Annotated in this window: 16 protein-coding genes; 4 read left to right on the top strand and 12 right to left on the bottom strand. The window is 66.3% G+C overall.

Annotation, left to right across the window (positions count from 1 at the left end):
• Positions 1-12 precede the first annotated feature (12 nt).
• From QGN31_RS15080 to QGN31_RS15070, 3 genes are all read left to right on the top strand, one after another.
• Entirely contained in the window at positions 13-780 is a 768-nt protein-coding gene (locus tag QGN31_RS15080; RefSeq protein WP_029384411.1) for a siderophore-interacting protein, read from the top strand.
• A 2-nt stretch (positions 781-782) separates the two neighbouring features.
• The gene (locus tag QGN31_RS15075) at positions 783-2,522 is read left to right on the top strand and encodes an AMP-binding protein (RefSeq protein WP_041787058.1); all 1,740 of its coding nucleotides are present in this window, start codon (positions 783-785) and stop codon (positions 2,520-2,522) included.
• An 808-nt stretch (positions 2,523-3,330) separates the two neighbouring features.
• Positions 3,331-4,209 (top strand): SDR family oxidoreductase, encoded by an 879-nt coding sequence (locus QGN31_RS15070; protein WP_008256256.1) that lies wholly within the window; start codon positions 3,331-3,333, stop codon positions 4,207-4,209.
• Here the strand turns inward: QGN31_RS15070 and QGN31_RS15065 are convergent.
• Both QGN31_RS15065 and QGN31_RS15060 read right to left on the bottom strand, forming a co-directional pair.
• Positions 4,206-5,651, bottom strand: a complete 1,446-nt coding sequence (locus tag QGN31_RS15065) for an amino acid permease (RefSeq protein WP_009953407.1) — start codon at positions 5,649-5,651, stop codon at positions 4,206-4,208. The genes QGN31_RS15070 and QGN31_RS15065 overlap by 4 nt on opposite strands.
• Before the next feature lie 75 nt (positions 5,652-5,726).
• A complete protein-coding gene (locus QGN31_RS15060) occupies positions 5,727-6,629 on the bottom strand; it encodes a PAC2 family protein (protein ID WP_014380025.1) in 903 nt (300 codons plus the stop codon).
• A gap of 479 nt (positions 6,630-7,108) precedes the next feature.
• Here QGN31_RS15060 and metH point away from each other — a divergent pair, with 479 nt between their 5' ends.
• Positions 7,109-10,903 (top strand): methionine synthase, encoded by a 3,795-nt coding sequence (metH, locus tag QGN31_RS15055; protein ID WP_009953405.1) that lies wholly within the window; start codon positions 7,109-7,111, stop codon positions 10,901-10,903.
• A gap of 248 nt (positions 10,904-11,151) precedes the next feature.
• On the opposite strand, the gene QGN31_RS15050 is transcribed toward metH, so the two are convergent.
• Genes QGN31_RS15050 through QGN31_RS15005 form a run of 10 tightly spaced genes read right to left on the bottom strand, consistent with a single transcriptional unit; the run spans position 11,152 to position 21,650 of the window.
• Positions 11,152-11,919, bottom strand: a complete 768-nt coding sequence (locus tag QGN31_RS15050; protein WP_014941822.1) for a mannan-binding family protein — start codon at positions 11,917-11,919, stop codon at positions 11,152-11,154.
• Positions 11,916-12,590, bottom strand: a complete 675-nt coding sequence (locus tag QGN31_RS15045) for a tetratricopeptide repeat protein (RefSeq protein WP_043954802.1) — start codon at positions 12,588-12,590, stop codon at positions 11,916-11,918. The genes QGN31_RS15050 and QGN31_RS15045 overlap by 4 nt, the downstream gene beginning before the upstream one ends.
• A gap of 30 nt (positions 12,591-12,620) precedes the next feature.
• Positions 12,621-13,880: an MlaD family protein gene (locus QGN31_RS15040; RefSeq protein ID WP_014941824.1), complete on the bottom strand. Its 1,260-nt coding sequence runs from the start codon at positions 13,878-13,880 to the stop codon at positions 12,621-12,623.
• Positions 13,877-15,103 (bottom strand): MlaD family protein, encoded by a 1,227-nt coding sequence (locus tag QGN31_RS15035; protein ID WP_008256269.1) that lies wholly within the window; start codon positions 15,101-15,103, stop codon positions 13,877-13,879. The genes QGN31_RS15040 and QGN31_RS15035 overlap by 4 nt, the downstream gene beginning before the upstream one ends.
• The gene (locus QGN31_RS15030) at positions 15,100-16,239 is read right to left on the bottom strand and encodes an MCE family protein (protein WP_014941825.1); all 1,140 of its coding nucleotides are present in this window, start codon (positions 16,237-16,239) and stop codon (positions 15,100-15,102) included. The genes QGN31_RS15035 and QGN31_RS15030 overlap by 4 nt, the downstream gene beginning before the upstream one ends.
• Positions 16,236-17,291, bottom strand: a complete 1,056-nt coding sequence (locus tag QGN31_RS15025) for an MCE family protein (RefSeq protein WP_043954803.1) — start codon at positions 17,289-17,291, stop codon at positions 16,236-16,238. Before QGN31_RS15025 ends, QGN31_RS15030 begins: the two co-directional genes overlap by 4 nt.
• The gene (locus tag QGN31_RS15020) at positions 17,284-18,339 is read right to left on the bottom strand and encodes an MlaD family protein (RefSeq protein ID WP_014941827.1); all 1,056 of its coding nucleotides are present in this window, start codon (positions 18,337-18,339) and stop codon (positions 17,284-17,286) included. The genes QGN31_RS15025 and QGN31_RS15020 overlap by 8 nt, the downstream gene beginning before the upstream one ends.
• Positions 18,336-19,919, bottom strand: coding sequence for an MlaD family protein (locus tag QGN31_RS15015; protein ID WP_014941828.1), 1,584 nt, complete (start codon positions 19,917-19,919; stop codon positions 18,336-18,338). The genes QGN31_RS15020 and QGN31_RS15015 overlap by 4 nt, the downstream gene beginning before the upstream one ends.
• Before the next feature lie 23 nt (positions 19,920-19,942).
• The gene (locus QGN31_RS15010; RefSeq protein WP_014711536.1) at positions 19,943-20,806 is read right to left on the bottom strand and encodes an ABC transporter permease; all 864 of its coding nucleotides are present in this window, start codon (positions 20,804-20,806) and stop codon (positions 19,943-19,945) included.
• Position 20,807: 1 nt separating this feature from the next.
• On the bottom strand, positions 20,808-21,650 hold the full coding sequence (locus QGN31_RS15005; RefSeq protein WP_014941829.1) for an MlaE family ABC transporter permease: 843 nt from the start codon (positions 21,648-21,650) through the stop codon (positions 20,808-20,810).
• Between the last annotated feature and the right edge of the window lie 297 nt (positions 21,651-21,947).

Here is a 21,947-nt window from a genome sequence, read left to right as displayed (position 1 = left end):
TTGGAGTTCTTTGTGGCCACCCTCATCGATCGTTTCCCACTGATCAGCACGCTGCGAGACGCTGTTTTCCTCTCCGCGACGGTCAGCGAGATCGAAAGTCTGACACCAAGAATGCGCCGCATCCGGTTCAGCGGCCCGCGGCTGCAGGGACTGACCTGGACGCCGGGTCAGCATGTCCGGCTGCAGGTCGCGAACCTGCGTGATTCCGTTGTGCGGCTGCGCCCGTACCCGGTGCTCCGCACGTATTCCATCTACGACGTCGACCCCGACCTCGGTGCGCTCGACATCGTGATGGTCGACCACGACGGCGACCCGAAGAACGCGACGCCCGCCAGACGCTGGGCGACGGCCACCTCCGTCGGAGACCAGGCCCAGTTCACCCGCCCCCAGGGCAAATTCGTCATCCGCCGCGGCGCGCCCTACCACGTGTTCGCCGGCGAAGAAACCGCGTCGGTCGCGTTCGCCGCGATGCTGCGCTCTCTGCACCCGTCCGCCGAGGTTTACGGCGTGGTCGAGGCCGCGACCGACACCGACCACCTTCCCCTCGCCACCCCCCTGACCCGGGTCGAGCGCGGTGACGCTCCAGCGGCAGACTCTGCCGTGCTCGCCGATGCCCTACGTAGCCTCCCGCTACCCGCCCATCCCGGCGTCGCCTACCTCGCCGGCGAGGCCCGCACCATACAAACCTTGCGCAAGATCCTGACCACCGAACGTGGCTGGGATCGACGCCAGATATGCACCAAACCCTTTTGGACCCCCGGCCGAGCCGGCATGGAGTGATCATGGTTGAGACGTCCATTTCGAACCTGCTGTGTGAACGAGCCAGCTTGCAGCCCAACGACACGGCGTTCACCTTCATTGACTACGAGCAGGACTGGAACGGAATTGCCGAAAGCCTGACGTGGTCTCAGCTGCAGCGGCGAACGGTGAACCTTGCCCGGCAGCTTCACGATTGCGGGTCGACGGGTGATCGCGCCGTCATCATGGCCCCGCAGGGCCTCGACTACGTCGTGGCGTTTCTCGGCACACTGCAGGCGGGGCGGGTCGCGGTTCCGCTTTCGGTTCCGCTGGGTGGCGTCAGCGATGAGCGGGTCAGTTCGGTGCTGCGCGATGCGTCACCGACGGTCGTCCTCACCACGTCCGCCGCTGCGGAAACCGTTGCGAACTATGTCAAGTCGGAGTCCGGCGGGCCCGTGCCGTCGGTGGTTGAGGTCGACCTGCTGGGCCTGGACGCCCGCACAGGATCCGGCGCCGGGAGCGAGAATCACGCAGATCTTGCGTATTTGCAGTACACGTCCGGGTCGACCCGTCAGCCCGCCGGGGTCATGGTCTCGCATCGGAACTTGCTGGCCAATTTCGGGCAGGTGATGTCCGACTTTTGTGTGGAGTACGGCGGCGTCGCTCCACCCGATACGACCATCGTGTCGTGGCTGCCGTTTTACCACGACATGGGTTTGGTACTGGGGGTGTGCGCACCGGTCCTGGGCGGTATTCGCACGGTGCTGATGAGTCCGGTGTCGTTCCTGCAGCGACCGGCCCGATGGATGCAATTGCTGGCCAAGGAAAGTCACGCATTTTCCGCGTCGCCGAACTTCGCTTTCGAATTGGCGGCCCGCAAAACCTCAGACGAGGACATGGCCGGACTGGATCTCGGGGACGTACTGGTCATCCTCAGTGGTAGCGAACGGGTGCATCCGGCGACCTTGCGGCGTTTCACCGGGCGGTTCACGCGCTTCAATCTGCCCGACAAAGCGGTGCGGCCCGCCTATGGGCTCGCGGAGGCAACGGTGTACGCGTTGACCCGCACACCGGCGCAACCACCCAAAATCGCCCACTTCGACTCCGAGAAACTGGCCACCGGGATTGCGCAGCAGTGCGAAAGTTCAACCGGCACACCACTTGTCAGCTACGGGGCGCCGCGGTCTCCGGTGATTCGTGTCGTTGATCCCGACACCAACATTGAGTGCCCCCAGGGAACGGTCGGTGAGATCTGGGTGCATGGTGACAACGTCGCCATGGGCTATTGGCTAAAGCCCCAGGAGACCGAAAGCGCCTTCGGCGGTCGGCTTGTCGCTCCGTCGGCCGGCGCACCGGAAGCGACGTGGTTGCGAACGGGGGACTCGGGGTTCTTCTTCGACGGCGAGCTGTTCATCATCGGCCGCATCAAGGATCTGCTGATCGTCTACGGGCGTAACCACTCGCCCGACGACATCGAAGCGACGGTCCAGGAGATCACCCGGGGCCGGTGCGCGGCGATTGCGGTTCCGCATCAGGGCATGGAAAAGCTCGTCGTGATCGCCGAAGTCAAGAACAAGGCCGCGTCCCGCGCCGAGGCGGTGGACACGCTCGCCGTCGTGGAGCGTGACGTCACCTCCGCGGTCTCCCACTCGCACGGCGTCGGCGTCGCGGATCTGGTTGTGGTGGCACCCGGGTCGATACCGATCACCACCAGTGGCAAGGTGCGGCGCTCGGCGTGCGTCGAGCAGTATCGGCAAGGTCAGTTCGCCCGCTTGAACGCGTAGGGGACCACCCACGCCGCCGACACAGCGTTGATCGCCTTATTTCTCCGTCTTTTAGCCGGCGAATTTGGTTACGCCCGTCATTACGCGACGTTCTTCTTTGTCGCTTCATTCCACGTCTTTCCCACCGGGCGCCAGCAGAATAGGTTGCTGCCCTGACGATGCCAGAGATAGGTGTCCACGTCACCGAAGCTGGCATGGGACACAAATTTCCACACGGGTAGATTCGATGGAGTCGATTTTCTGTGCATCATCCCTCCCGTCAATTACTGAAGCCGACTAGGCCGAGGGTGGATGCGTTGTTAAATCCGGCGCGCGGTGGCTGGGTTGGCGGGGCCACCGCGCGCCGGTGGCTTATCGGGTATGGCCGAATTCGACTTCTACAACGGTCACTGGCGGTGGGGCAGAGCTGTCGACTGTCATCCCGTGGCCCCCGCCGACATGCGCAACTGCGTGTCATGCCCGGAGCCTACGGTCGGCATTGGTGTCGGCGGGCAAGGTGCGAACGAATAGAGTAGTGGGGGCGGCAAGTTAGCGTAGTGTTTACACAGACTCGTCGATCCGCAAAGAGTGGGCGGAGATAACCATCGCCCCGCGACACTTTATGAGACGCGCGCTAAATACCGCCCGCTTTCTGTAATCAATTTCGTGGACGCTAATTCCATTCGTGCGTAATTCGTCCGCCTGGTGATCCGCGGAGAGCCTCGACCGACCGATCGGCGTCCTCGGCCCGCGCCGCCGAGGCCGATGGCGACCGTCCCGCGCGGGCGGCCGCAGTCACTCCGGTCCACAGCGCGGTACGTTGTCGGCCATGACATCGCTGCGGGACCAAGTCGTTTTCATCACCGGCGGCGCGCGGGGGATCGGCGCCGAGGTCGCGCGCCGGCTGGCCGCCAAGGGCGCCAAGCTCGTCCTCACCGATCTCAACGAGGCCGACCTGACGGCGCTCGCCGACGAGCTGGGCGAGGACCGGGTGCTGACCGCGGTGGCCGACGTGCGCGACCTGTCGGCGATGCAGGCGGCCGCCGCCCGCGCCGTCGAGCGGTTCGGCGGCATCGACGTCGTCGTGGCCAACGCCGGCATCATGAGTTACGGGTCGGTGACCCAAGTCGACCCCGAGGCGTTCAAGCGGGTCCTCGACATCAACGTGCTCGGCGTCTTTCACACGGTCCGCGCCGCCTTGCCCGCCCTGACCGAGCGCCGCGGCTACGTGTTGATCGTCTCCTCGCTGGCCGCCTACACGGCCTGCCCCGGGCTGGCGCCGTACAACGCCTCCAAGGCCGCCGTCGAGATGTTCGCCAATGCGCTGCGGCTGGAGGTGGCCCGCCACGGCGTGCGGGTCGGCTCGGCGCACATGTCCTGGATCGACACCGCGCTGGTCCGCGACACCCAAACCGACCTGTCCGCGTTCAACCAACTGCTGGCCAGCTTCCCGTGGCCGCTGAACAAGACGACGACCGTCGACAAATGCGCCGCCGCGTTCGTCAAGGGCATCCGGCGCCGGCGCACCCGCGTCTACTGCCCGCGCTGGGTGGCCCTGTTCCGGTGGGTCAAGCCGGTGTTGTCCAGCGCGGTCGGCGAAGCGCCCCTGCACAAATCGACCGCCGAGCTGTTACCCCAACTGGACGCCCAGGTCGCGGCGCTCGGCCGTTCCACCAGCGCCTATAACCAGGGACTTGGCAAGTCCTAGCCGGTCTGGGCCGCGCGCTGCGACGCGATGGCCGCCACCCGGTTGCGCACCAGGAGCCACCCGGCGCTCAGCGCCGGGATGACCACCACGACCGTGGCGATGGTCCAGGTGCCGGTCTGTTTGTCGAAGGCCATCATGACCAGGACGCCGGCCAAGAACGCCAGGGTGAGATAGCCCGAATAGGGCGCCCACGGCATGCGAAACCGGGGCCGTTGCAACAGCCCGGCCTTGGCCATCCGGTAGGCGCGCAGCTGACACAGCACGATGGTCGCCCAGCACGCGATGATGCCCGGCGCCACGATGTTGAGCACGATCTCGAAGGCTTCGCCGGGATTGACCGCGTTCAGGGCAATGCCGAACAGGCAGATGGCGGCCGCCATCGTGATGCCGACGTAGGGCACCCCGTTCTTGGACATCCGGGTCGCGAAGCCGGGGGCGCTGCCACTGGAGGCCATCGAGTGCATGATGCGGCCGGTGGAATACAGCCCCGCATTCAGGCTCGACAGCGCGGCGGTGAGCACCACCACGTTCATCACGTCCCCGGCGCCGTGGAAGCCGATCGTGGAAAAGAAAGTGACAAAAGGGCTTTCGGTAGCCTTGTACGAGGTGTACGGCAGCAGCAACGCCAGCAGCGCGACCGACCCGACGTAGAAGATCGCGATGCGAGCGATCACCGAATTGATCGCGCGCGGCATGACCTTTTCCGGCTCCGCGGTCTCCCCGGCGGCCGTGCCCACCAATTCGACGGCGGCATAGGCGAATACCACGCCCGAGGTGGTCAGCAGCATCGCCAGCACGCCGGAGGGGAACATGCCGCCGTGGTCGGCCCACACGCTCAGTCCGGTGCTGTGGCCGTCGATCCGATAGCGCCCCGCCAGGAAGATGATGCCCACGACCAAGAAGGCGATGAGGGCGAAAACCTTGATCAGGGCCGCCCAGAACTCCAGCTCACCGAACCATTCCACCGAGATCAGGTTCATCGACAGCACGACGATGAGGGCCAGTAGCGCCAACACCCACTGGGGGATCGATTCGAAGCTCGTCCACCGCCGCAGATAGGTGGCGATCGCGGTGGTGTCGACGATGGCCGTCATCGACCACCCCAGGAAATACATCCAGCCGATCGCGTAAGCGGCCTTCTCGCCGAAGAATTCGCGCGCGTACGACACGAACGAGCCCGACGACGGGCGATGCAGGACCAGCTCGCCCAGCGCCCGCAGGATGAGAAAGACGAAGAACCCGCACACGGCGTACACCAGGAACATCCCGGGGCCGCCCTTGGCCAGCCGACCGCCCGCGCCCAGGAACAGCCCGGAGCCGATCGCGCCGCCGATGCCGATCATCTGCACTTGCCGGGGCTTGAGGCCCTTGCGGTAGCCGGCGTCTTCGCCGAAGTCGCCGGCTCCTGGGTTGGGGTTGCCGTCATCGGGCAACGAGGGCATGAAACGTCCAATCGGTGGGTGCGAAGCGATGTTTCCGTAGTTGATCGGTCGCCGGCAAGTTCGGCGACCGCGTCATTAACGCCCGAAGCCGGGACGGCGACGGCGCAGGTAGCGCTCGAACTCGGCGGCCAGGGCGTCGCCGTCGATCTTGCCCAGCGCGTCGTTCATGTCGACCTCGGCGTCGCCGCGCTGTTCCAGCGACTGCACGTATTCGGCGAGATCCTCGTCCTCGGCGGTCATCTCGGTGACCGCCTGCTCCCATTCCTCGGCGTCGGTCGGCAAGTCCGCCAGCGGAACCTCGATGTCGAGCACGTCTTCGACGCGGCGCAGCAGGGCTACCGTCGCCTTCGGGTTCGGTGGCTGCGACACGTAATGCGGCACGGCCGCCCAGAACGTCACCGCCGGGATCCCGGCGGCCACGCAGGCGTCCTGAAACACCCCGGCGATTCCGGTGGGCCCCTCGTAGCGGCTCTCCTCAAGGCCGAAGCGCTTCGCCGACTCGGGGGAGTAGGCCGCGCCCGAGACCGGAACCGGCCGGGTGTGCGGGGTGTCGGCCAGCAGGGCGCCCAGGATCACCACGGTGTCCACGTTGAGCTTGTCCGCGATGGCCACCAACTCCGCGCAGAAGGTGCGCCAGCGCATGTTGGGTTCGACCCCGTGCATCAGCACGACATCGCGGTCGCTGCCCGGGGGCCGGCAGTGCGAGATCCGCATCGCCGGCCACACCAGCTCGCGGGTCACGCCGTCCACCTGCCGGATCACCGGGCGATTCACCTGGTAGTCGTAGTACGCCTCGTCGTCGATCTCCAAGATGGGGTCGGCTTCCCAGATGGCCTCGAGGTGTTCGAGCGCGTCGCTGGCCGCGTCGCCGGCGTCGTTCCAGCCCTCGAATGCGGCCACGACGATGGTCTGATGCAGTTCGGGCAGAGCGGCCTTACCACTAGGGAGGCCAAAGGGAGGGCCATCGGGCGGGGTCACAGAATTAGCGTACGGCCTTCCGCGCGACGACGATGCGGACCGCGCGCGGTTCGATGAGGAGTCGGGCAATTGGATCTAGCCCCCATCTTCGGGGCGCGGTGGCGGTGAATTGGCGCCCGCCGAGCGTTTCACCGGGGGCTTTACATAGGCCGACTATTCTTATGGCGTGACTGCCGCTGACGAAGGCCGTGCCGTGGACTTTGTGCTGGACGATCGCTACAACGGCGTCGCCGCGGTCAAGGCGAAATACGGCCGGCTGCAACCTCGTTAACCTTGGTAACTACTCCATTGCCGACAAGACCCGTGCGCTGGCGAGCCGGGGCAGCGCGGGTCGGGTCGAGCCAGGGCGTCCAGGCGTCGGGTGACGACGTAGACTTTTCTGGTCGAGAGGCGTTGCAACGGTTTCTGGAGGGGGCCTGGTCCCCTGCCGGTCTCCGCCACGCTCGGCAGAGTCAAGGACGCCTTCCGCTACGGAAGGAATGCACATGACGGCCGTTGAGACGAAGACTTCCGCGACGAACACTTCCGCGTCGGATGCCTTCGCGCCGAACATCCGCCCCGACTGCACCGACGAACTGACGGCGGCCCTGCGCCAGCGGATCATGGTGATCGACGGCGCGATGGGCACGGCGATCCAGCGGGACCGGCCGGACGAGGCCGGCTACCGCGGCGATCGGTTCACGGAATGGCCGACCGCCCTGCAGGGCAACAACGACCTGCTCAACCTGACGCAACCGCAGATCATCGAGGGCATCCACCGCGAGTACCTCGAGGCGGGCGCCGACATCCTGGAAACCAACACGTTCAACGCGAACGCCATCTCGCTCTCCGATTACGACATGGCCGACCTGGCCTACGAGCTCAACTACGCCGGCGCCGCCCTGGCCCGCAAGGCGGCCGACGAGTACAGCACCCCGGAGAAGCCCCGCTACGTGGCCGGCGCGATCGGGCCGACGACGCGGACCGCGTCGATCTCGCCGGACGTCAACGATCCCGGCGCCCGCAACGTCTCCTACGACCAGCTGGTCGCCGCCTACCTGGAAGCCGCCAACGGCCTGGTCGACGGCGGTGCAGACCTGCTCATCATCGAGACGATCTTCGACTCGCTGAACGCCAAGGCGGCGGTGTTCGCCGTCGAGACGCTGTTCGAGGACCGCGGACGCCGCTGGCCGGTGATCATCTCGGGCACCATCACCGATGCCTCCGGGCGGACGCTGTCCGGTCAGGTCACCGAAGCATTCTGGAACGCGATCAGGCACGCGAAGCCGATCGCGGTCGGCCTCAACTGCGCCCTGGGCGCGCCGGAGATGAGGCCCTACATCGCCGAGATGTCGCGGATCGCGGACACCTTTGTCTCCTGCTATCCGAACGCCGGCCTGCCCAACGCCTTCGGCGAGTACGACGAGACCCCGGAGCGTCAGGCCGGCTACATCGCCGACTTCGCCGAGGCGGGCCTGGTCAACTTGGTCGGCGGGTGCTGCGGAACGGCGCCGCCGCACATCGCCGAGATCGCCAAGGTCGTCGAGGGCAAACCGCCGCGCGAGGTGCCGAAGATCGAGGTGGCCACCCGTCTGTCGGGCCTGGAGCCGCTCAACATCACCGACGATTCCCTGTTCGTGAACATCGGTGAGCGCACCAACATCACCGGTTCCGCCCGGTTCCGCAACCTGATCAAGGCCGAGGACTACGACACCGCGCTGTCGGTCGCCCTGCAGCAGGTCGAGGTCGGTGCGCAGGTCATCGACATCAACATGGACGAAGGCATGATCGACGGCGTCGCCGCGATGGACCGGTTCACCAAGCTGATCGCGGCCGAGCCGGACATCAGCCGCGTCCCGGTGATGATCGACTCCTCCAAGTGGGAGGTCATCGAGGCCGGCCTGAAGAACGTGCAGGGCAAGCCGATCGTCAACTCGATCTCCATGAAGGAGGGCGAGGAGAAATTCATTCGTGAGGCGCGGCTGTGCCGCAAGTACGGCGCCGCCGTCGTCGTGATGGCCTTCGACGAGCAGGGTCAGGCCGACAACCTGGAGCGCCGCAAGGAGATCTGCGGGCGCGCCTACCGGATCCTGACCGAGGAGGTCGGCTTCCCGCCCGAGGACATCATCTTTGACCCGAACTGCTTCGCGCTGGCGACCGGAATCGAGGAGCACGCGACGTACGGGATCGACTTCATCGAGGCCTGCGCCTGGATCAAGGAGAACCTTCCCGGGGTGCACATCTCCGGCGGCATCTCGAACGTGTCGTTCTCGTTCCGCGGCAACAACCCGGTCCGCGAGGCGATCCACGCGGTGTTCCTGTTTCACGCCATCAAGGCCGGCCTGGACATGGGCATCGTCAACGCCGGCGCGCTGGTGCCCTACGACTCGATCGACCCCGAGCTGCGCGACCGCATCGAGGACGTCGTCCTGAACCGCCGCGAGGACGCGGCCGAACGGCTGCTCGAGATCGCCGAGCGGTTCAACAAGTCAGAGAAATCCGAAGACCCCGCCGCGGCCGAATGGCGCAGCCTTCCGGTCCGCGAGCGGATCACCCACGCTTTGGTCAAGGGCATCGACGCCCACGTCGACGACGACACCGAGGAATTGCGGGCCGAGATCGCCGCCGCCGGGGGCCGCCCGATCGAGGTGATCGAGGGCCCGCTGATGGACGGCATGAACGTCGTCGGTGACCTGTTCGGCTCGGGCAAGATGTTTTTGCCCCAGGTGGTGAAGTCGGCCCGGGTGATGAAGAAGGCCGTGGCGTACCTGCTGCCGTTCATCGAGAAAGAGAAAGAACAGAACGGTACGGCAGCGGCGAAGGACACCAACGGCACGATCGTGATGGCGACCGTGAAAGGCGACGTCCACGACATCGGCAAGAACATCGTCGGGGTCGTCCTGCAGTGCAACAACTTCGAAGTGATAGACCTTGGGGTGATGGTGCCCGCCGAGAAGATCCTGGCCGCGGCCAGGGAGCACGACGCCGACATCATCGGACTGTCCGGGCTGATCACCCCGTCTCTGGATGAGATGTCCAACTTCGCCGTCGAGATGGAACGTGAAGGCCTCGAGATCCCGCTGCTCATTGGCGGCGCGACCACCTCGCGCGCTCACACGGCCGTGAAGATATCGCCGCGCCGGTCCGGTCCGGTGGTGTGGGTCAAGGACGCGTCCCGCTCGGTGCCGGTCGCCGCGGCCCTCCTCGATGACAAGCAGCGGCCGGGCCTGCTGGAAGCCACCGAGAAGGACTACGCATCGCTGCGAGAGCGGCACGCTCAGAAGAACGAGCGCCCGATGCTCACGCTGGAGAAGGCCCGCGCCAACCGGACCCCGATCGAGTGGGACGGCTACACGCCACCGGTGCCCGCCCAGGGCCTCGGGGTGCGGGAGTTCAAGGAGTACGACCTCGCCGAGTTGCGCGAGTACATCGATTGGCAGCCGTTCTTTAACGCCTGGGAGATGAAGGGCCGCTTCCCCGACATCCTCAACAACCCGGCCACCGGCGAGGCCGCCCGCAAGCTGTACGACGATGCGCAGGAGATGCTCGATACCCTGATCAAGGAGAAGTGGCTGACCGCCAACGCGGTGATCGGGTTCTTCCCGGCAAACGCGGTCGGCTCGGGTATCGAAGACATCGAGGTCTACACCGACGACACCCGCACCGAGGTGCTGACCACGCTGCACCACCTGCGTCAGCAGGGGGAGCACCGGGAGGGCATCCCGAACCGGTCGCTAAGCGACTACATCGCGCCCAAGGACACCGGCCTGGCCGACTACATCGGCGCGTTCGCCGTCACCGCCGGGCTCGGCAGCGGTGAAAAGATCGCGGAGTTCAAGGCGGCCCTCGACGACTACAGCGCGATCCTGCTGGAGTCGCTCGCCGACCGGCTGGCGGAGGCGTTCGCCGAACGGATGCACCAGCGGGTCCGCAAGGAGTTCTGGGGATTCAAGCCCGACGAGCACTTGGACAACGACGCACTCATCGCCGAGAAGTACCAGGGGATCCGCCCCGCCCCGGGCTACCCGGCGTGCCCGGAGCACACCGAGAAGGCGACGCTGTGGAAGTTGATGGATGTCCACGAGCGCACCGGCATCGAGCTCACCGAGTCGATGGCGATGTGGCCCGGCGCGGCCGTCAGCGGCTGGTATTTCTCGCACCCGCAGTCGCAGTACTTCGTGGTCGGCCGGATGGCCCAGGACCAGGTCGCCGACTACGCGAGGCGCAAGGGCTGGACCCTGAAGGAAGGTGAGCGCTGGCTCAGCTCCAACCTCGCCTACAACCCGGAGGACTGAGCTCCGGCGCCTTCGTGCCGCGTCACCGCGACGCCGAGTACGTCAACGTCTGACGCGCGGCGCGCCCGGCGGGCTCGGACTGTGGCCAGAGTCCGGCCGCCATGGCATCACACCTTTTGCCCGCCTCCGAGCGACAATGACCTCATCCGTCTGACGCTGTCGCTCGGAGGTGGGCACATCGGCACTACCCCGGTCCAGGTACTCCTGTGACTCGCGGTGTGCCTGGGGGGCAACGACTTACACGGGGCTCATACGCGCAGCACGGAAGCCAAGGCCGACAGCGGGATGTGCGCCTGCACCGTGCCGCCGTCCATGTACCACTGCATGACACCGGGCGTGAAGTTGATCGGGCTGTCGTGGCCGACCGGGTAGTCCGGCATGTAAAGGATCAACTCGTCGGGGGTCACCGCCCAGGCCTTGTACGCCCCGGAATAGACCTTGTCCGGGGTCCAGCGGTCGACGGTGAACGGGTAGGTGCCGGGGTCGTGCGGTGGCGGCGCCTGATCGAGCGCGGTTTGGACAAACGGTTGAGCCAGAGGGGGAATGGCGGTCAGCGGGTCTGACGTCGTCAGGTCCGCCAGCTGCACCCGCCTGCCGCTCGACATGTCAAACGTGAACGTCCGATAGGCGTTGTTGGACTGGGGGCCGTCGGCGTGATAGTCCTCGTGAAACACCGCGCTGAGCAGATTGGCGTGCCGGAAGATTTCGAAGTTCTCCTCGCCGTAGCTGTCGGCGGCCATGCTGGAGTTGGCGTTTCGCCAGTTGTTGACCAGGGTGTGCAGGTAGTCGCGGATCACCGGTCCTGTGGTCGGATTGTCGACCAGGTCCTCGGGCACCGCGACCTTGATGTCGCGCACGGCGTTGCGTTCCGAGGTGACCGAGGTGTGGCAGTACTGGCCGTCCCAATTCCCGCCGAGCTCGCCGCAGAACGACGGCGCCGAGGCGTGCGCACGGGCGGTGCTGGGAAGCGTTGCGGCGGCGACCAATACGAACGCCGCGACGAGCCGGCGCGTCACAGCAGCTGCACCTTGCTCGCCCGCCAGCGGCCGTCGACCCTTTCCATGGTCATCTTGATCCTGCTGCGGTCGATGCGCGGATCGGGTGCGGCCGTGTTGGTGACCGTCTGGTCGATGAACACCAGCACGACCACCTTGTTCATGGATTCGGACTGGATGGCCGAGTCCACCACCACGCCGTGCGCGGTCGCCTTGTTGTCGATCAGCAGCTGCCTAAGTTTCACGCTGGACTGGGTATACATGTCCTTGAATTCGCCGGTCGCGCCGTCGAGCACCTGCCGGAAGTTCTCGTCGACCTTGTTCGAGTCGATGCTCGTCAGCACCTGCGCATAGGCGATCGCCGCCTGCTGGGCCTGTTCGCCCGCCTGTGTGACCCGATGGTCCTGCCACTGTCGCCATCCCAGGAATCCCGAAACGGCAAGCGAGGCAACGAGTAACAGCGGCAGGATGCTGCGGCGCAGGTATCGCCCCAGATCCTGTTTCCGAAGCCGGTTGCGGCGCTCGGAGGGACGCTTGCGCGTGAGCAGACCACCCTTGTCGCCTTGGTCCTCGGCCTCGCCGGCGGTCACGTCGTCGACATCGTCTGACACGTCTTGGGCCGATTCGGCATCCGGTTCCGTCTTGACGGCCTCGGATTTCGGATTCTTTTGGGAGGTCACGAGCACGGGCATCTCCTAGGGATCGGCGCGGGCGGTTCGGGGCTAGTGCGGCGGTTCGATCGGCAGCTGCGGGCCGCCGTAGGGGGTCGGGATGGTGAAGCGGCCCTTGGGGGTCGGATCGGTGCGGCGGCCCAGGTTGGCCCCCATCGGCGGGCCGGCGGTGTCGTCGCCGCCCGGCCGCGGCGCGTTCTTGGCGCCCCGGATCGAGACGGCGGGGTCGTCGTCGCGGCAGTAGGTGTACATGAACGGCTCGTAGTAGTCGGCGGCCGACGGCGGGTGCGACGGTGTCCCATAATCGCACACGTAGCGGGGGTAGAGGTCGGCGATCGCCCAAACCCCGTTGTCGTGAAACGCGCTCGTCACTGCGTCCAACACCGACCCACGGTAGTCCGGGAACAGGGCGTTGAGCGCCGGAACCCGCAGATACAGCAGCTGCGACACGGTGGCCATGCTGCCCAGTAACTGCACCATCGTGTCGGAATTGTCGGCGAACAAATTGTCGACGGCCGACAGGGTGCGCGGCGTCTGCGCGGTCAACCGCCGATAGCCCGCCTGCATCCTGGCCACGCCGGACAGCGTGTGGTTGAGTTCCGTTGCGGCCGCGCCCAAGCCGGTGTTCTTGTCGCTTGCCAAGGTGAGCACCACCCGGCTGGTCTTGATGATGCTGGTGGTTTGGGGCAGCACCGAGTCGAGCGTGGACAGCAGGAAGGTGCCGCCGTCGACGATGGCGGTCAGTTTCGCCGGGCCCTCCTTGCTCAGGCTCAGTTCCTTCTTGATCAACTCGATCTTGTGGGGATCGACCTGGGACAGCAGCCCGTCGGCGTCGCCCAGCAACCGCGCCAGGCTGACCGGAACGGTGGTGTGGTCCAGGGCGATACGGCTGCCGTCGTGCAGATACGGTCCGGCGTCGGACGCGGCCTCGAAGTTGATGTACTGCTCACCGGCCGGCGAGAGCGCCGAGACGTGCACGACGGCGTTCGCCGGGATCCGCACCTTCGACGTGATGCTGGCGACGGCGTTCACCCCGTCGTCGGTGATCTGCAGCGACTCGACCCGGCCGATGCGCACCCCGCGCAGCGCGACGTCCTGATTGGGGAGCAGCCCGCCGGATTCCGGCAACTGCACCGTGACCCGGTAGGACGAGGCGAAGGGCTTCACCCGCAACGCGCCGACGAGCAGGTACGCGGTGGCGACGACGAGGATGAGCACCAATCCGGCCACCGACAACCAAACTTGTCGCCGGTGGCCCGTGCGCACCACTCGGACAACGAAATTCGCGAAGGTGGCGATGGCGCGGATCATGGGTGAGGTCCCGGCGGCGGCGGTTCGGGTGGCCCCGGTGGCGGGGGACCGGGGGCGACGTCGATCTGGCCCGGGATGGTCGGGTCCGGAATCACCGGAACCTGCGGCGAATCCGGCCCCCGGCCCACCACGCGCTCCTGCAGGCGCCACAGGGTGTACTTGAGCGTGCCGACGAGAAGGTTCACGTTGTAGTGGTGCGGGCCGTGCAGCCCGATGTCACCGGGATACCCGATATCGGGAAGCGACCCGAGCAGAATCTTGTCCACGCTGACGTTCACCGAAATCGAGTTCCCCGCGGTCGATTTGACCAACGGGGGGATCAAGCGGTTCACCGACAGCCAGCTGGTGTCGGGGCTCACCGCCACATCGTTGGCGGCCCCGGCGACCGTGTTCAGGTCGCGGATCAGGCTGCGGCCGCTGGTGTCGGTTCCGCCGATCGACGGGAACCTGGCCAGCAGCCGCGAGGTGTCGCCCACCTGCACGGCCAGATTGGAGAGCTGGGCGGTGTTGTCGGCCAGGGCCGACGTGGCGGGACGGGCGGCCGACATCAGGTCGCTGATGGTGTGATTCTTGGCGTCGAGTTGGTCGGCCAGGTGCGACAATTGGGTCAATGCGTTCTTGATCTGATCGGACCGCGAATCCAGCGTCCCGAGCAGCTCGTTGGACTTGCGGATCATGTCTCCGAACGCCTGGCCCTGGTCGCCGGTCGCCTTGCCGAAACCGTTGATGATGTTGGTGAAATTGCGGACCGCCCCGCCGTTGACCAGAATCGCCGCCGAGCTCAGCACCGACTCGACGGTCGCGGCGGCCGCCGTGGAATCCAGGCCGATGGTGTCGCCGTTGCGCAGCAGCGGCGCCTCCGTATCGCCCGCGGCCGGTGGCTTCAGGGCGACGAACACGTCGCCCAGCGGTGTCGCGGTGCGCAATTCGGCGGTGCTGCCGCGGGGGAGCTGCACGCCGTCCCTGATCCGCAGCCGGGTCAGTGCGGTGTAGTTGCGGGCGATCATCGATTCGAGCTGCCCGACGTCGGCGCCGGCCAACTTGACCTTGGCGTTCATCGGCAGGTTGAGCGCGTTGGAGAACACCGCGTTCAGCGAATAGCCGCCCGAACCCAGCCCCGGCGCCGGAAGGGGCAGGCTGGCAAGGCCATTCGTGGCGCACCCGGCGCTCACCATGACCGCGGCCAGCAGCGACGGCATGGCCCGCCCGCGGGTGGTCATCATTTCTGCCCCATGGCGGCCATCCCGTCCAGCACATAGGTCAACCCGAAATCGGGGCCGAAGTCCTGGATGGTCCCGGTGCTGCAACCCAGTTGCCGAAGACCCATCAGGTTGCAGATCTCCTTGGTGTACTGGCTGTCGAAGATCAAACGGTCCGTGAGGAAGCGGGCCCGCACGGCGCCATTGGCCCGGTCGATCATGTTGTAGGCGTTGTCGGCCAGCAGCGGGGCCACATCCAGGAGCTCGGCTAGGTCGCGCCGCTGGTCGGCCACCGTCTTCAGCGTGGCGTTGCCGCTGCCGACGGCCTGCTTGACGTTGTCGCGGTTGGCGTCGAGCAGGTCGCCCGCCCGCTGGATCAGGTGGTCGAGCTTGCGTCCGGTGCTGCCGCTGCCGAGGTCCTCGTCCGCCATGATCTGGCTGACTTGGTGGATGGTGGAGGCGAATTCGCGCAATTTCGTGTCGTTGGCGGCCACGGCGTCGAACAGCGTGCTGACGTTCTTGACGATCGTGGTGATCTGCTCGCGGGTCGTCGCGCCACCGTCGCTGGACAGGCGCAGCGCCTTGGACAGCTCACCCAGCGCCGCTTTGATCTTTTCGCCGTTGCCGTTGACCACCGCGGTCCCGCCGTTCAGCACGTCGGCGATCGGCCCGCCGCCGTGGCCGTCACCCTCGAGCGACTTGGTCACCTTGTCCAACACGTTGAGGACGCTGCTGAATTCGACGGGTGTCTTGGTCCGGGGCAACCCGATGGTGTCGTGGTTCTGCAGGGTCGGCCCGTCGTGGTAGGGCGGTGTGAGTTCGATCTGCCGGTCGGTGAGGATCGAGGTCGACACCGTCACGGCCTGCGCGTCGGCGGGGACTTTGACGTGCCGGTCGACGGTGAAGTCGACTTCGACATAGCCGCCCTTGGGGTTGATCCTGGTGACCTTGCCCACCGGCATCCCCAGCACCGCCACCACGTTGCCCTCGTAAAGGCCCGAGGCGCTGTCGAATTGGGCGGTGACCGTGATCGTGTCCTCGTCGGAGCGCAGGTACCACCAACCGGCGACGGCCACCACCGCGATCGCCGCCACGGCCGCGACGACGGCCACCACCTTGACGACGAGCGTGGCGCGGGCGCTGTGCGCGCGGGCCTTCACTTGCAGTCCTTGAAGTACTGGATCATGCCGAACTGCTTGGCGCGACCGCTGATCGCGCACATCCACGAGTCGATCAGCGGAACGTTGGGGGCGTTGAAGTTGACCGCGTTGCCCTCGCCCGTGAGGTTGGCCGCCTCGCGGAAGAAGATCGGGCTGATTTGCAGCATGCTGTGCAGCAGGTCGTCGTGCGCGGACATCAAGGCGGTGAAGTCGCGCATGTCTTTGATCAGCGCGTCCAGTCCCGCCCGGTCGTTGACCACGACCTGACTCATGGTGTCGACGAGACTCGTCAACGATTGCATCATCGCGTGGAAAACGGCGCGCCGCGCGATGAATTGGCCCAGCAGGTCTTGGCCCTGGTTGACCAGATTGCCGATGCCGGCCTGCTGGCGGCGCAGCGTGTTGGTCACCTGCTCGGTGCTGCGCAGCAGCTGGCCCAGCTGGTCACGGCGCACCGCGATGATCGACGACAGCGTGTTGATGTTCGTGATCGCCTGCGGCACAACCGCGGGCAGGCCCTCGAGCTGCTTGCCCAGCACCGCCAGCGATTGGGCGAACCTGTCGGAGTCGACCTGCTCGAACGTGGTGGTCGCGTCCTGCAGCGCGGCTTGCAGGTCGTAGGGCACCTCGGTGTGCGCCAGGTCGAAGGTGTTGTGGGGCAGGCGCGCCGGGCCACTGGGCTCCAGCGCGAGGTAACGCGACCCCAGGATCGTGGTGACCTTGATCCGGGCGCGGGAGTCCTTGCCCAGCGCGATGTTGTCCCGAACCTTCAGCCCGGCCTCGACGTGGTCGCCGACGAGCTTCATGCTCGTGACGTTGCCCACCGGGATGCCCGCGACCACGATCGGATTGCCGGCCCGCAGCGAGGCCGCCTGGATGAACTCCGCGGTGTAGTGCCGGTATCCGGCGCCGAGCGCATGCACCAGCAGCATGACCCCGATCACCACCGCCACCACCGCGACCGCGATGAATCCGAGCCACGTCTTGTTATAGCTTTCCAGCGGGCGTCGCTTCATCCCCGAAATACGTTGCCGCACAGTCTTGTCAGCCATCGACGGTGCTCCTGCATCTCGGGGTGTGCCAGGCCCTGTTCCCCGGCGTGGCCGCGTTGATGATGATCGGCACGACATCGTTGAGCCCGGGGAAGAACCCCAAGAAGTTCACGTCGCACACATAGGCGTTGCCGTAGGCGCCCTGATTGCCGACCCGGACAAGTCCTTTCAGCAGCAGCGGGATGTTGTCGCCGAAGAACGCCACCTGTGGCTCGACGTCCATGATGTGCCGGGCCACGCCGGGTTTGCGATCGATGAATTCGCGCAGCGCCGGATACACGTCGGACGCCGAGGTCGACAGCCGGCCGGTCACCCGCGCCAGCGAGCCCACGGAGGCGACCAGGTCGGGGCGCCGCCGGTCGAGCTCGCCGACGACGCTGCGGGTCTCGGTGATGACGCCGTCGAGATCGTCGTTCTGCGCCGCGAGGTTGCCCACCACCTTGTTGAGGTTGGTGATCACGCTGCCCAACGCCTGATCGCGGCCCGCGAATGTCTCTGTGAGCGTGGACGTCTGGCCGACCAGCGTGGCCAGCGACGAGGTGTCGCCCTGCAACGACTGGATGATGCCCTTGGTGAGATTGTCGGCGTCGTGCGGGTTCAGCAGGCTGAACAACGGCTCGTAGCCGTTGAGCAACGTGGTCACGTCGAAGGATGGCTCGGTGCGTTCCACCGGGATGGTGCTGCCCGGCGCGAGCAGCTCCGGACTGCCTTCCTTGCCCAACGACAGTCCGAGGTAACGCTGGCCGACGATGTTCTGGTAGGTCACCGACGCGAGGGTGTTGCCGAACAACCGCTGCTCGGACTGCACCACGAACGAGACTTTCGCCAGTTTCCCGTCGAGTTCGACCTTTTCGACGCGGCCGACGCGCACCCCGGCCATGCGGACGTCGTCACCCTCGCGAAGCCCGTACACGTCGGTGAACACCGCCGAATACCGCGCGGTGTCGCCGGCGACGTCACGGCGCAGGCTCACGTACACCAGCCAGGTCAGCGTCAACGACACGACCATGAACAGCGCCAACGCGATGAGCGGGCCGCGAAACTTCATGGGGCCTCCCCGGCCGGGTGGGTCAGCGACACCGTGCTGCCACGGGCGACCGGTCCGAGCAGCAGCTCGGTGGCCGGCGTGGCGGGCGTTCCGGTGATCACGCCCAACATGTTTCGTTCGTACTGGCTCCCTACAGGGCCCACGTTCCCCCCGAATCGGGAGCCCCCGAAGGCGGACTGCGGAATCCACGGCGCCTTGGGCGCCACCGGGGCGACCCACGGTTGGTGCGGTTGGGGATCCGCCGGCGCACCCGGCGACGGGTTGTCGGGATTCGCGCTCCCGGGCACGGGCGGCGACGGCGTAATCCCCGGGGCCAGCGGGGGATTGGGATCGGTCAGATTGGGAGTCGGATTGATCAGCGGCGGGCCCACCGCGACCAGGTTTCCGTCCGGCCCGATCACGGTGCCCGGCGGGGGCGCCAGATCCTTGGGCGGATGATAGTTCTGCGGCAGCAGCACCTCGGGCAGATCGGGGCGCACCGGAATCAGCGGCGCGGTAAAGCAGCTGGGTCCCTTGAGTTCACCGTAGTGCGGGCAGTCGGCGCGCGTGTAGGTGGAACTGGGCGTGAACGTCAGCATCGCGTGCATGTTGCCCAGGTTCTTCTCCGGGTTCCAGACCTGCTCCATGAACTGGTTGGCCAGGTTGTCCAGTTTGGTCACCGCGGGCACGAAGTTGTTCGACTTTTGCGCCAGCACGCCGAGCACCGGTGTGAAATCGGTGGTGATCCGGATGAGTTGGTCGATGTGGTTGTCGAACGACTGGCGCGTCGTGCCGACCGTGTAGTCCGCACCCGACACGAGCGAGGCCAGCTGCCCACGCGTCTCGGCGAAGGTCCGCATCGGTTCGACGGCCTGATGCAGTGCGTCGAGAAGATCGGGGGCGGTCTGCGCGAGCCCCGTCGTCGCGTCCAGCAGGGCGGACACCGTCGACGGGCCGGTGTCGGTGCTGACAATCGAATTGAGCTGGTCGAGAAGCCGATTCAATTGCGCCCCGGCGTTGAGCAGGCTGACGCGGCGGTGGTCGGTGGCCGCACCCAGGGCGGCCAGGATCCCCACCGACCTGTCGTCACGGCCGCGCCCCGCGGCGGCCAGCAGGTCGCGCAACTTGCTGACCGTGGTTTGGAACAACACCGTCGGCAACTGCTTGTCCTCCGGAATATGGGCGCTCTGGCGGATTTTCGCCCCCCGACCCTTTTGGTTTGCGGAGCCCACCAACTGCACCGACGACACCGCGAACACATTGCTGGGCACCACGCGTGCGGTCACGGCGGCCGGAATCGACTGGGCGTATTCGGGTTTGAGATCGATGTGGACGTAGTTGGGCTTGCCGTGCGCCGCCGGGACGACGTCGTTGACCATCCCGACAAGCACACCGTGGTATTTGACGTCCGACTTTTGCGGAAGGCCATCGCCCACGTTGACCAGGTCGGCAACCACTCGCACGTAATCGTTCAGCCTGCCCGTGGATTTGACCAACATCATGGCCGTGACCAGGGCGCTGACCACCACCACCGCGATGCCGACGCCGAACAACTGCCGGTCCGACGGGCCGCGTCCGTCCAGCTCAAGGGAATTGGGCATCTTCCACCGACCTCGCCATGGACCTACCCGCCGAACCTTGCCCCGGAGTCCACACCCCACAGCGCCATGGTGAGCAGCATGTTCACGATGATCACGACCGTGATGCTGGCCCGCATGCCGTGCCCCGCGGCGACCCCGACGCCTTCGGGTCCGCCGCTGGCGTAATAGCCGTAGTAGCACTGGATGGTGGAGGCGATCCACACGAAGATGACGGCCTTGATCAACGAATAGACGATGTCCTGGCCGGCCAGCATCAGCGTGAAGTAGTGCAGGTAGGACCCGGTCGAACCGCCGCTGCCGATGCCCACCACCACTTGCGTGCTCAGGTAGCCGATCGCCAGGCAGGCGGCGTAGAGCGGGATGATCGCCACCACCGAGGCGATCAGCCGGGTGGTCACCAGGTAGGGGATCGGGCGGATCGCGATCGACTCGAGCGCGTCGATCTCCTCGGCGATGCGCATGGACCCCAATTGGGCGGTGAAGCGGCAGCCGCCCTGCATGGCGAAGGCGAGCGAGGCCATCAGCGGAGCCAGCTCGCGGGTGTTGACCAACGAGGACACGAACCCGGTGGCGGGCCCGAGGCCCAGCAGGTCCAGGAAGTTATACCCCTCGATCCCGACGAGTGCGCCGACCGTCATGCCGAGCACCACCGCGACACCCGCGGTGCCGCCGCCGACCACGATCGAGCCGTTGCCCCAGGTGATGTTCGACAGCAGCCGCAAGAACTCGCCGCTGTACTGCCGCACGGCCAGCGGCACGGCGACCGCCGCCCGGACGAAGAAGACCAGCAGATGGCCGAGCCGGATGATCGGCACTTTGCCCCTGCGGTAGAGCCGGACCAGCGGCGTCGAAATCGGTGCGAAGGGCTCATACGCCGAGGCCGTCACGTCACAGCCCCGTCCTGGGCGACAGCAGGATGTAGAGCTGGCTGATGGCGACGTTGACGATCATCAGCAGCAGGATCGCCTCGACGACTGCGGCGTTCACCGAGTTCGCGACGCCCGTCGGTCCGCCCTTGGTGGACAAGCCTTTCTGGCTTGACACGATGGCCACGATGGCGCCGAACACGATCGCCTTCAGCAGCGCCAGAACCATGTCACCGGTCGTCGCGAACGACGCGAACGTCGACACGAAGCTGCCCGGCGCGCCGTTCTGGAAGTACACGTTGAACATGTAGCTCGCGAAAAATCCGGCGAAGCACACCACGCCGGTCAGGGCCACACCGATCATCACCGCCGCGGCGAAGCGGGGGACGACCAGGCGCCGGATCACCGAGACACCCATCACCTCCATCGCGTCGGTTTCCTCGCGCATGGTGCGCGAACCGAGATCGGCGGTGATCGCCGACCCGACCGCCGACGCCATCAACACCGCGGCCACCAACGACGCGCCCTGGCGGATGACCGCGAGTCCGCTGGCCGCGCCGGCCAGCGAGGTGGCGCCGACCTGCCCGGCCAGCAATGCGAACTGGATGGACAGGGTGACGCTGATCGGGAGCGAGACCAGGATCGTCGGCAGCACGGCGGTGCCGGCCATGAACGCGCCCTGCCGGACGAATTCGTGCCATTGGAACCGCCCGGTGATCAGGTCGAGGAAGAAATATTGAACGGTGCGCACACCCAGGACGAACTGTTCGCCCACGGTCGTCAGGGAGGCGACCGGGTGACGTCTGACGTATCCGACGGACCAGTCCCGGATGGCGACAACACCGTCAAGCTGTGTCGTCGTCATAGCGGCGCGACCCGCGGTCGGTCTAGCAAACCCAAGGCATACGTCATCGCGTACCAGCTACCGCTGTCATCGGCCCTCTTCCCACCCCTAAGTCCTGAGTGCCGAGCAGAGGCCGTTGGGCAGCCGTTAGACGCCAACTTTATTAAAATAGTGTCAACAAGCGCCAAGACTCTGCAGTTCATCGGTGTGTGCTGCATCACACTAGCCTATTTGATAGGGACTTTCAATAGTGTAGAGTCCCTCATCTGAGTTCGTCGCTGGACGGCGCCGCGGGGTTATATTGTCGGATTGACGAAG

It is taken from the genome of Mycobacterium sp. 2-64, from assembly GCF_035918375.1.
GTDB lineage: Bacteria > Actinomycetota > Actinomycetes > Mycobacteriales > Mycobacteriaceae > Mycobacterium > Mycobacterium intracellulare.
Note: the sequence above shows the minus strand (reverse complement) of the source record. Positions and strands in the feature narration are given on the sequence as shown.

What these genes read in the sequence shown, in the direction of transcription:
- QGN31_RS15070 (WP_008256256.1), top strand. Translation starts at nt 3,331, where the DNA reads ATGACATCGCTGCGGGACCAAGTCGTTTTCATCACCGGCGGCGCGCGG.
- QGN31_RS15075 (WP_041787058.1), top strand. Translation starts at nt 783, where the DNA reads ATGGTTGAGACGTCCATTTCGAACCTGCTGTGTGAACGAGCCAGCTTG.
- QGN31_RS15005 (WP_014941829.1), bottom strand. Translation starts at nt 21,650, where the DNA reads ATGACGACGACACAGCTTGACGGTGTTGTCGCCATCCGGGACTGGTCC.
- QGN31_RS15025 (WP_043954803.1), bottom strand. Translation starts at nt 17,291, where the DNA reads ATGGCTGACAAGACTGTGCGGCAACGTATTTCGGGGATGAAGCGACGC.
- QGN31_RS15035 (WP_008256269.1), bottom strand. Translation starts at nt 15,103, where the DNA reads ATGATGACCACCCGCGGGCGGGCCATGCCGTCGCTGCTGGCCGCGGTC.
- QGN31_RS15045 (WP_043954802.1), bottom strand. Translation starts at nt 12,590, where the DNA reads ATGCCCGTGCTCGTGACCTCCCAAAAGAATCCGAAATCCGAGGCCGTC.
- metH (WP_009953405.1), top strand. Translation starts at nt 7,109, where the DNA reads ATGCACATGACGGCCGTTGAGACGAAGACTTCCGCGACGAACACTTCC.
- QGN31_RS15065 (WP_009953407.1), bottom strand. Translation starts at nt 5,651, where the DNA reads ATGCCCTCGTTGCCCGATGACGGCAACCCCAACCCAGGAGCCGGCGAC.
- QGN31_RS15020 (WP_014941827.1), bottom strand. Translation starts at nt 18,339, where the DNA reads ATGAAGTTTCGCGGCCCGCTCATCGCGTTGGCGCTGTTCATGGTCGTG.
- QGN31_RS15015 (WP_014941828.1), bottom strand. Translation starts at nt 19,919, where the DNA reads ATGCCCAATTCCCTTGAGCTGGACGGACGCGGCCCGTCGGACCGGCAG.
- QGN31_RS15040 (WP_014941824.1), bottom strand. Translation starts at nt 13,880, where the DNA reads ATGATCCGCGCCATCGCCACCTTCGCGAATTTCGTTGTCCGAGTGGTG.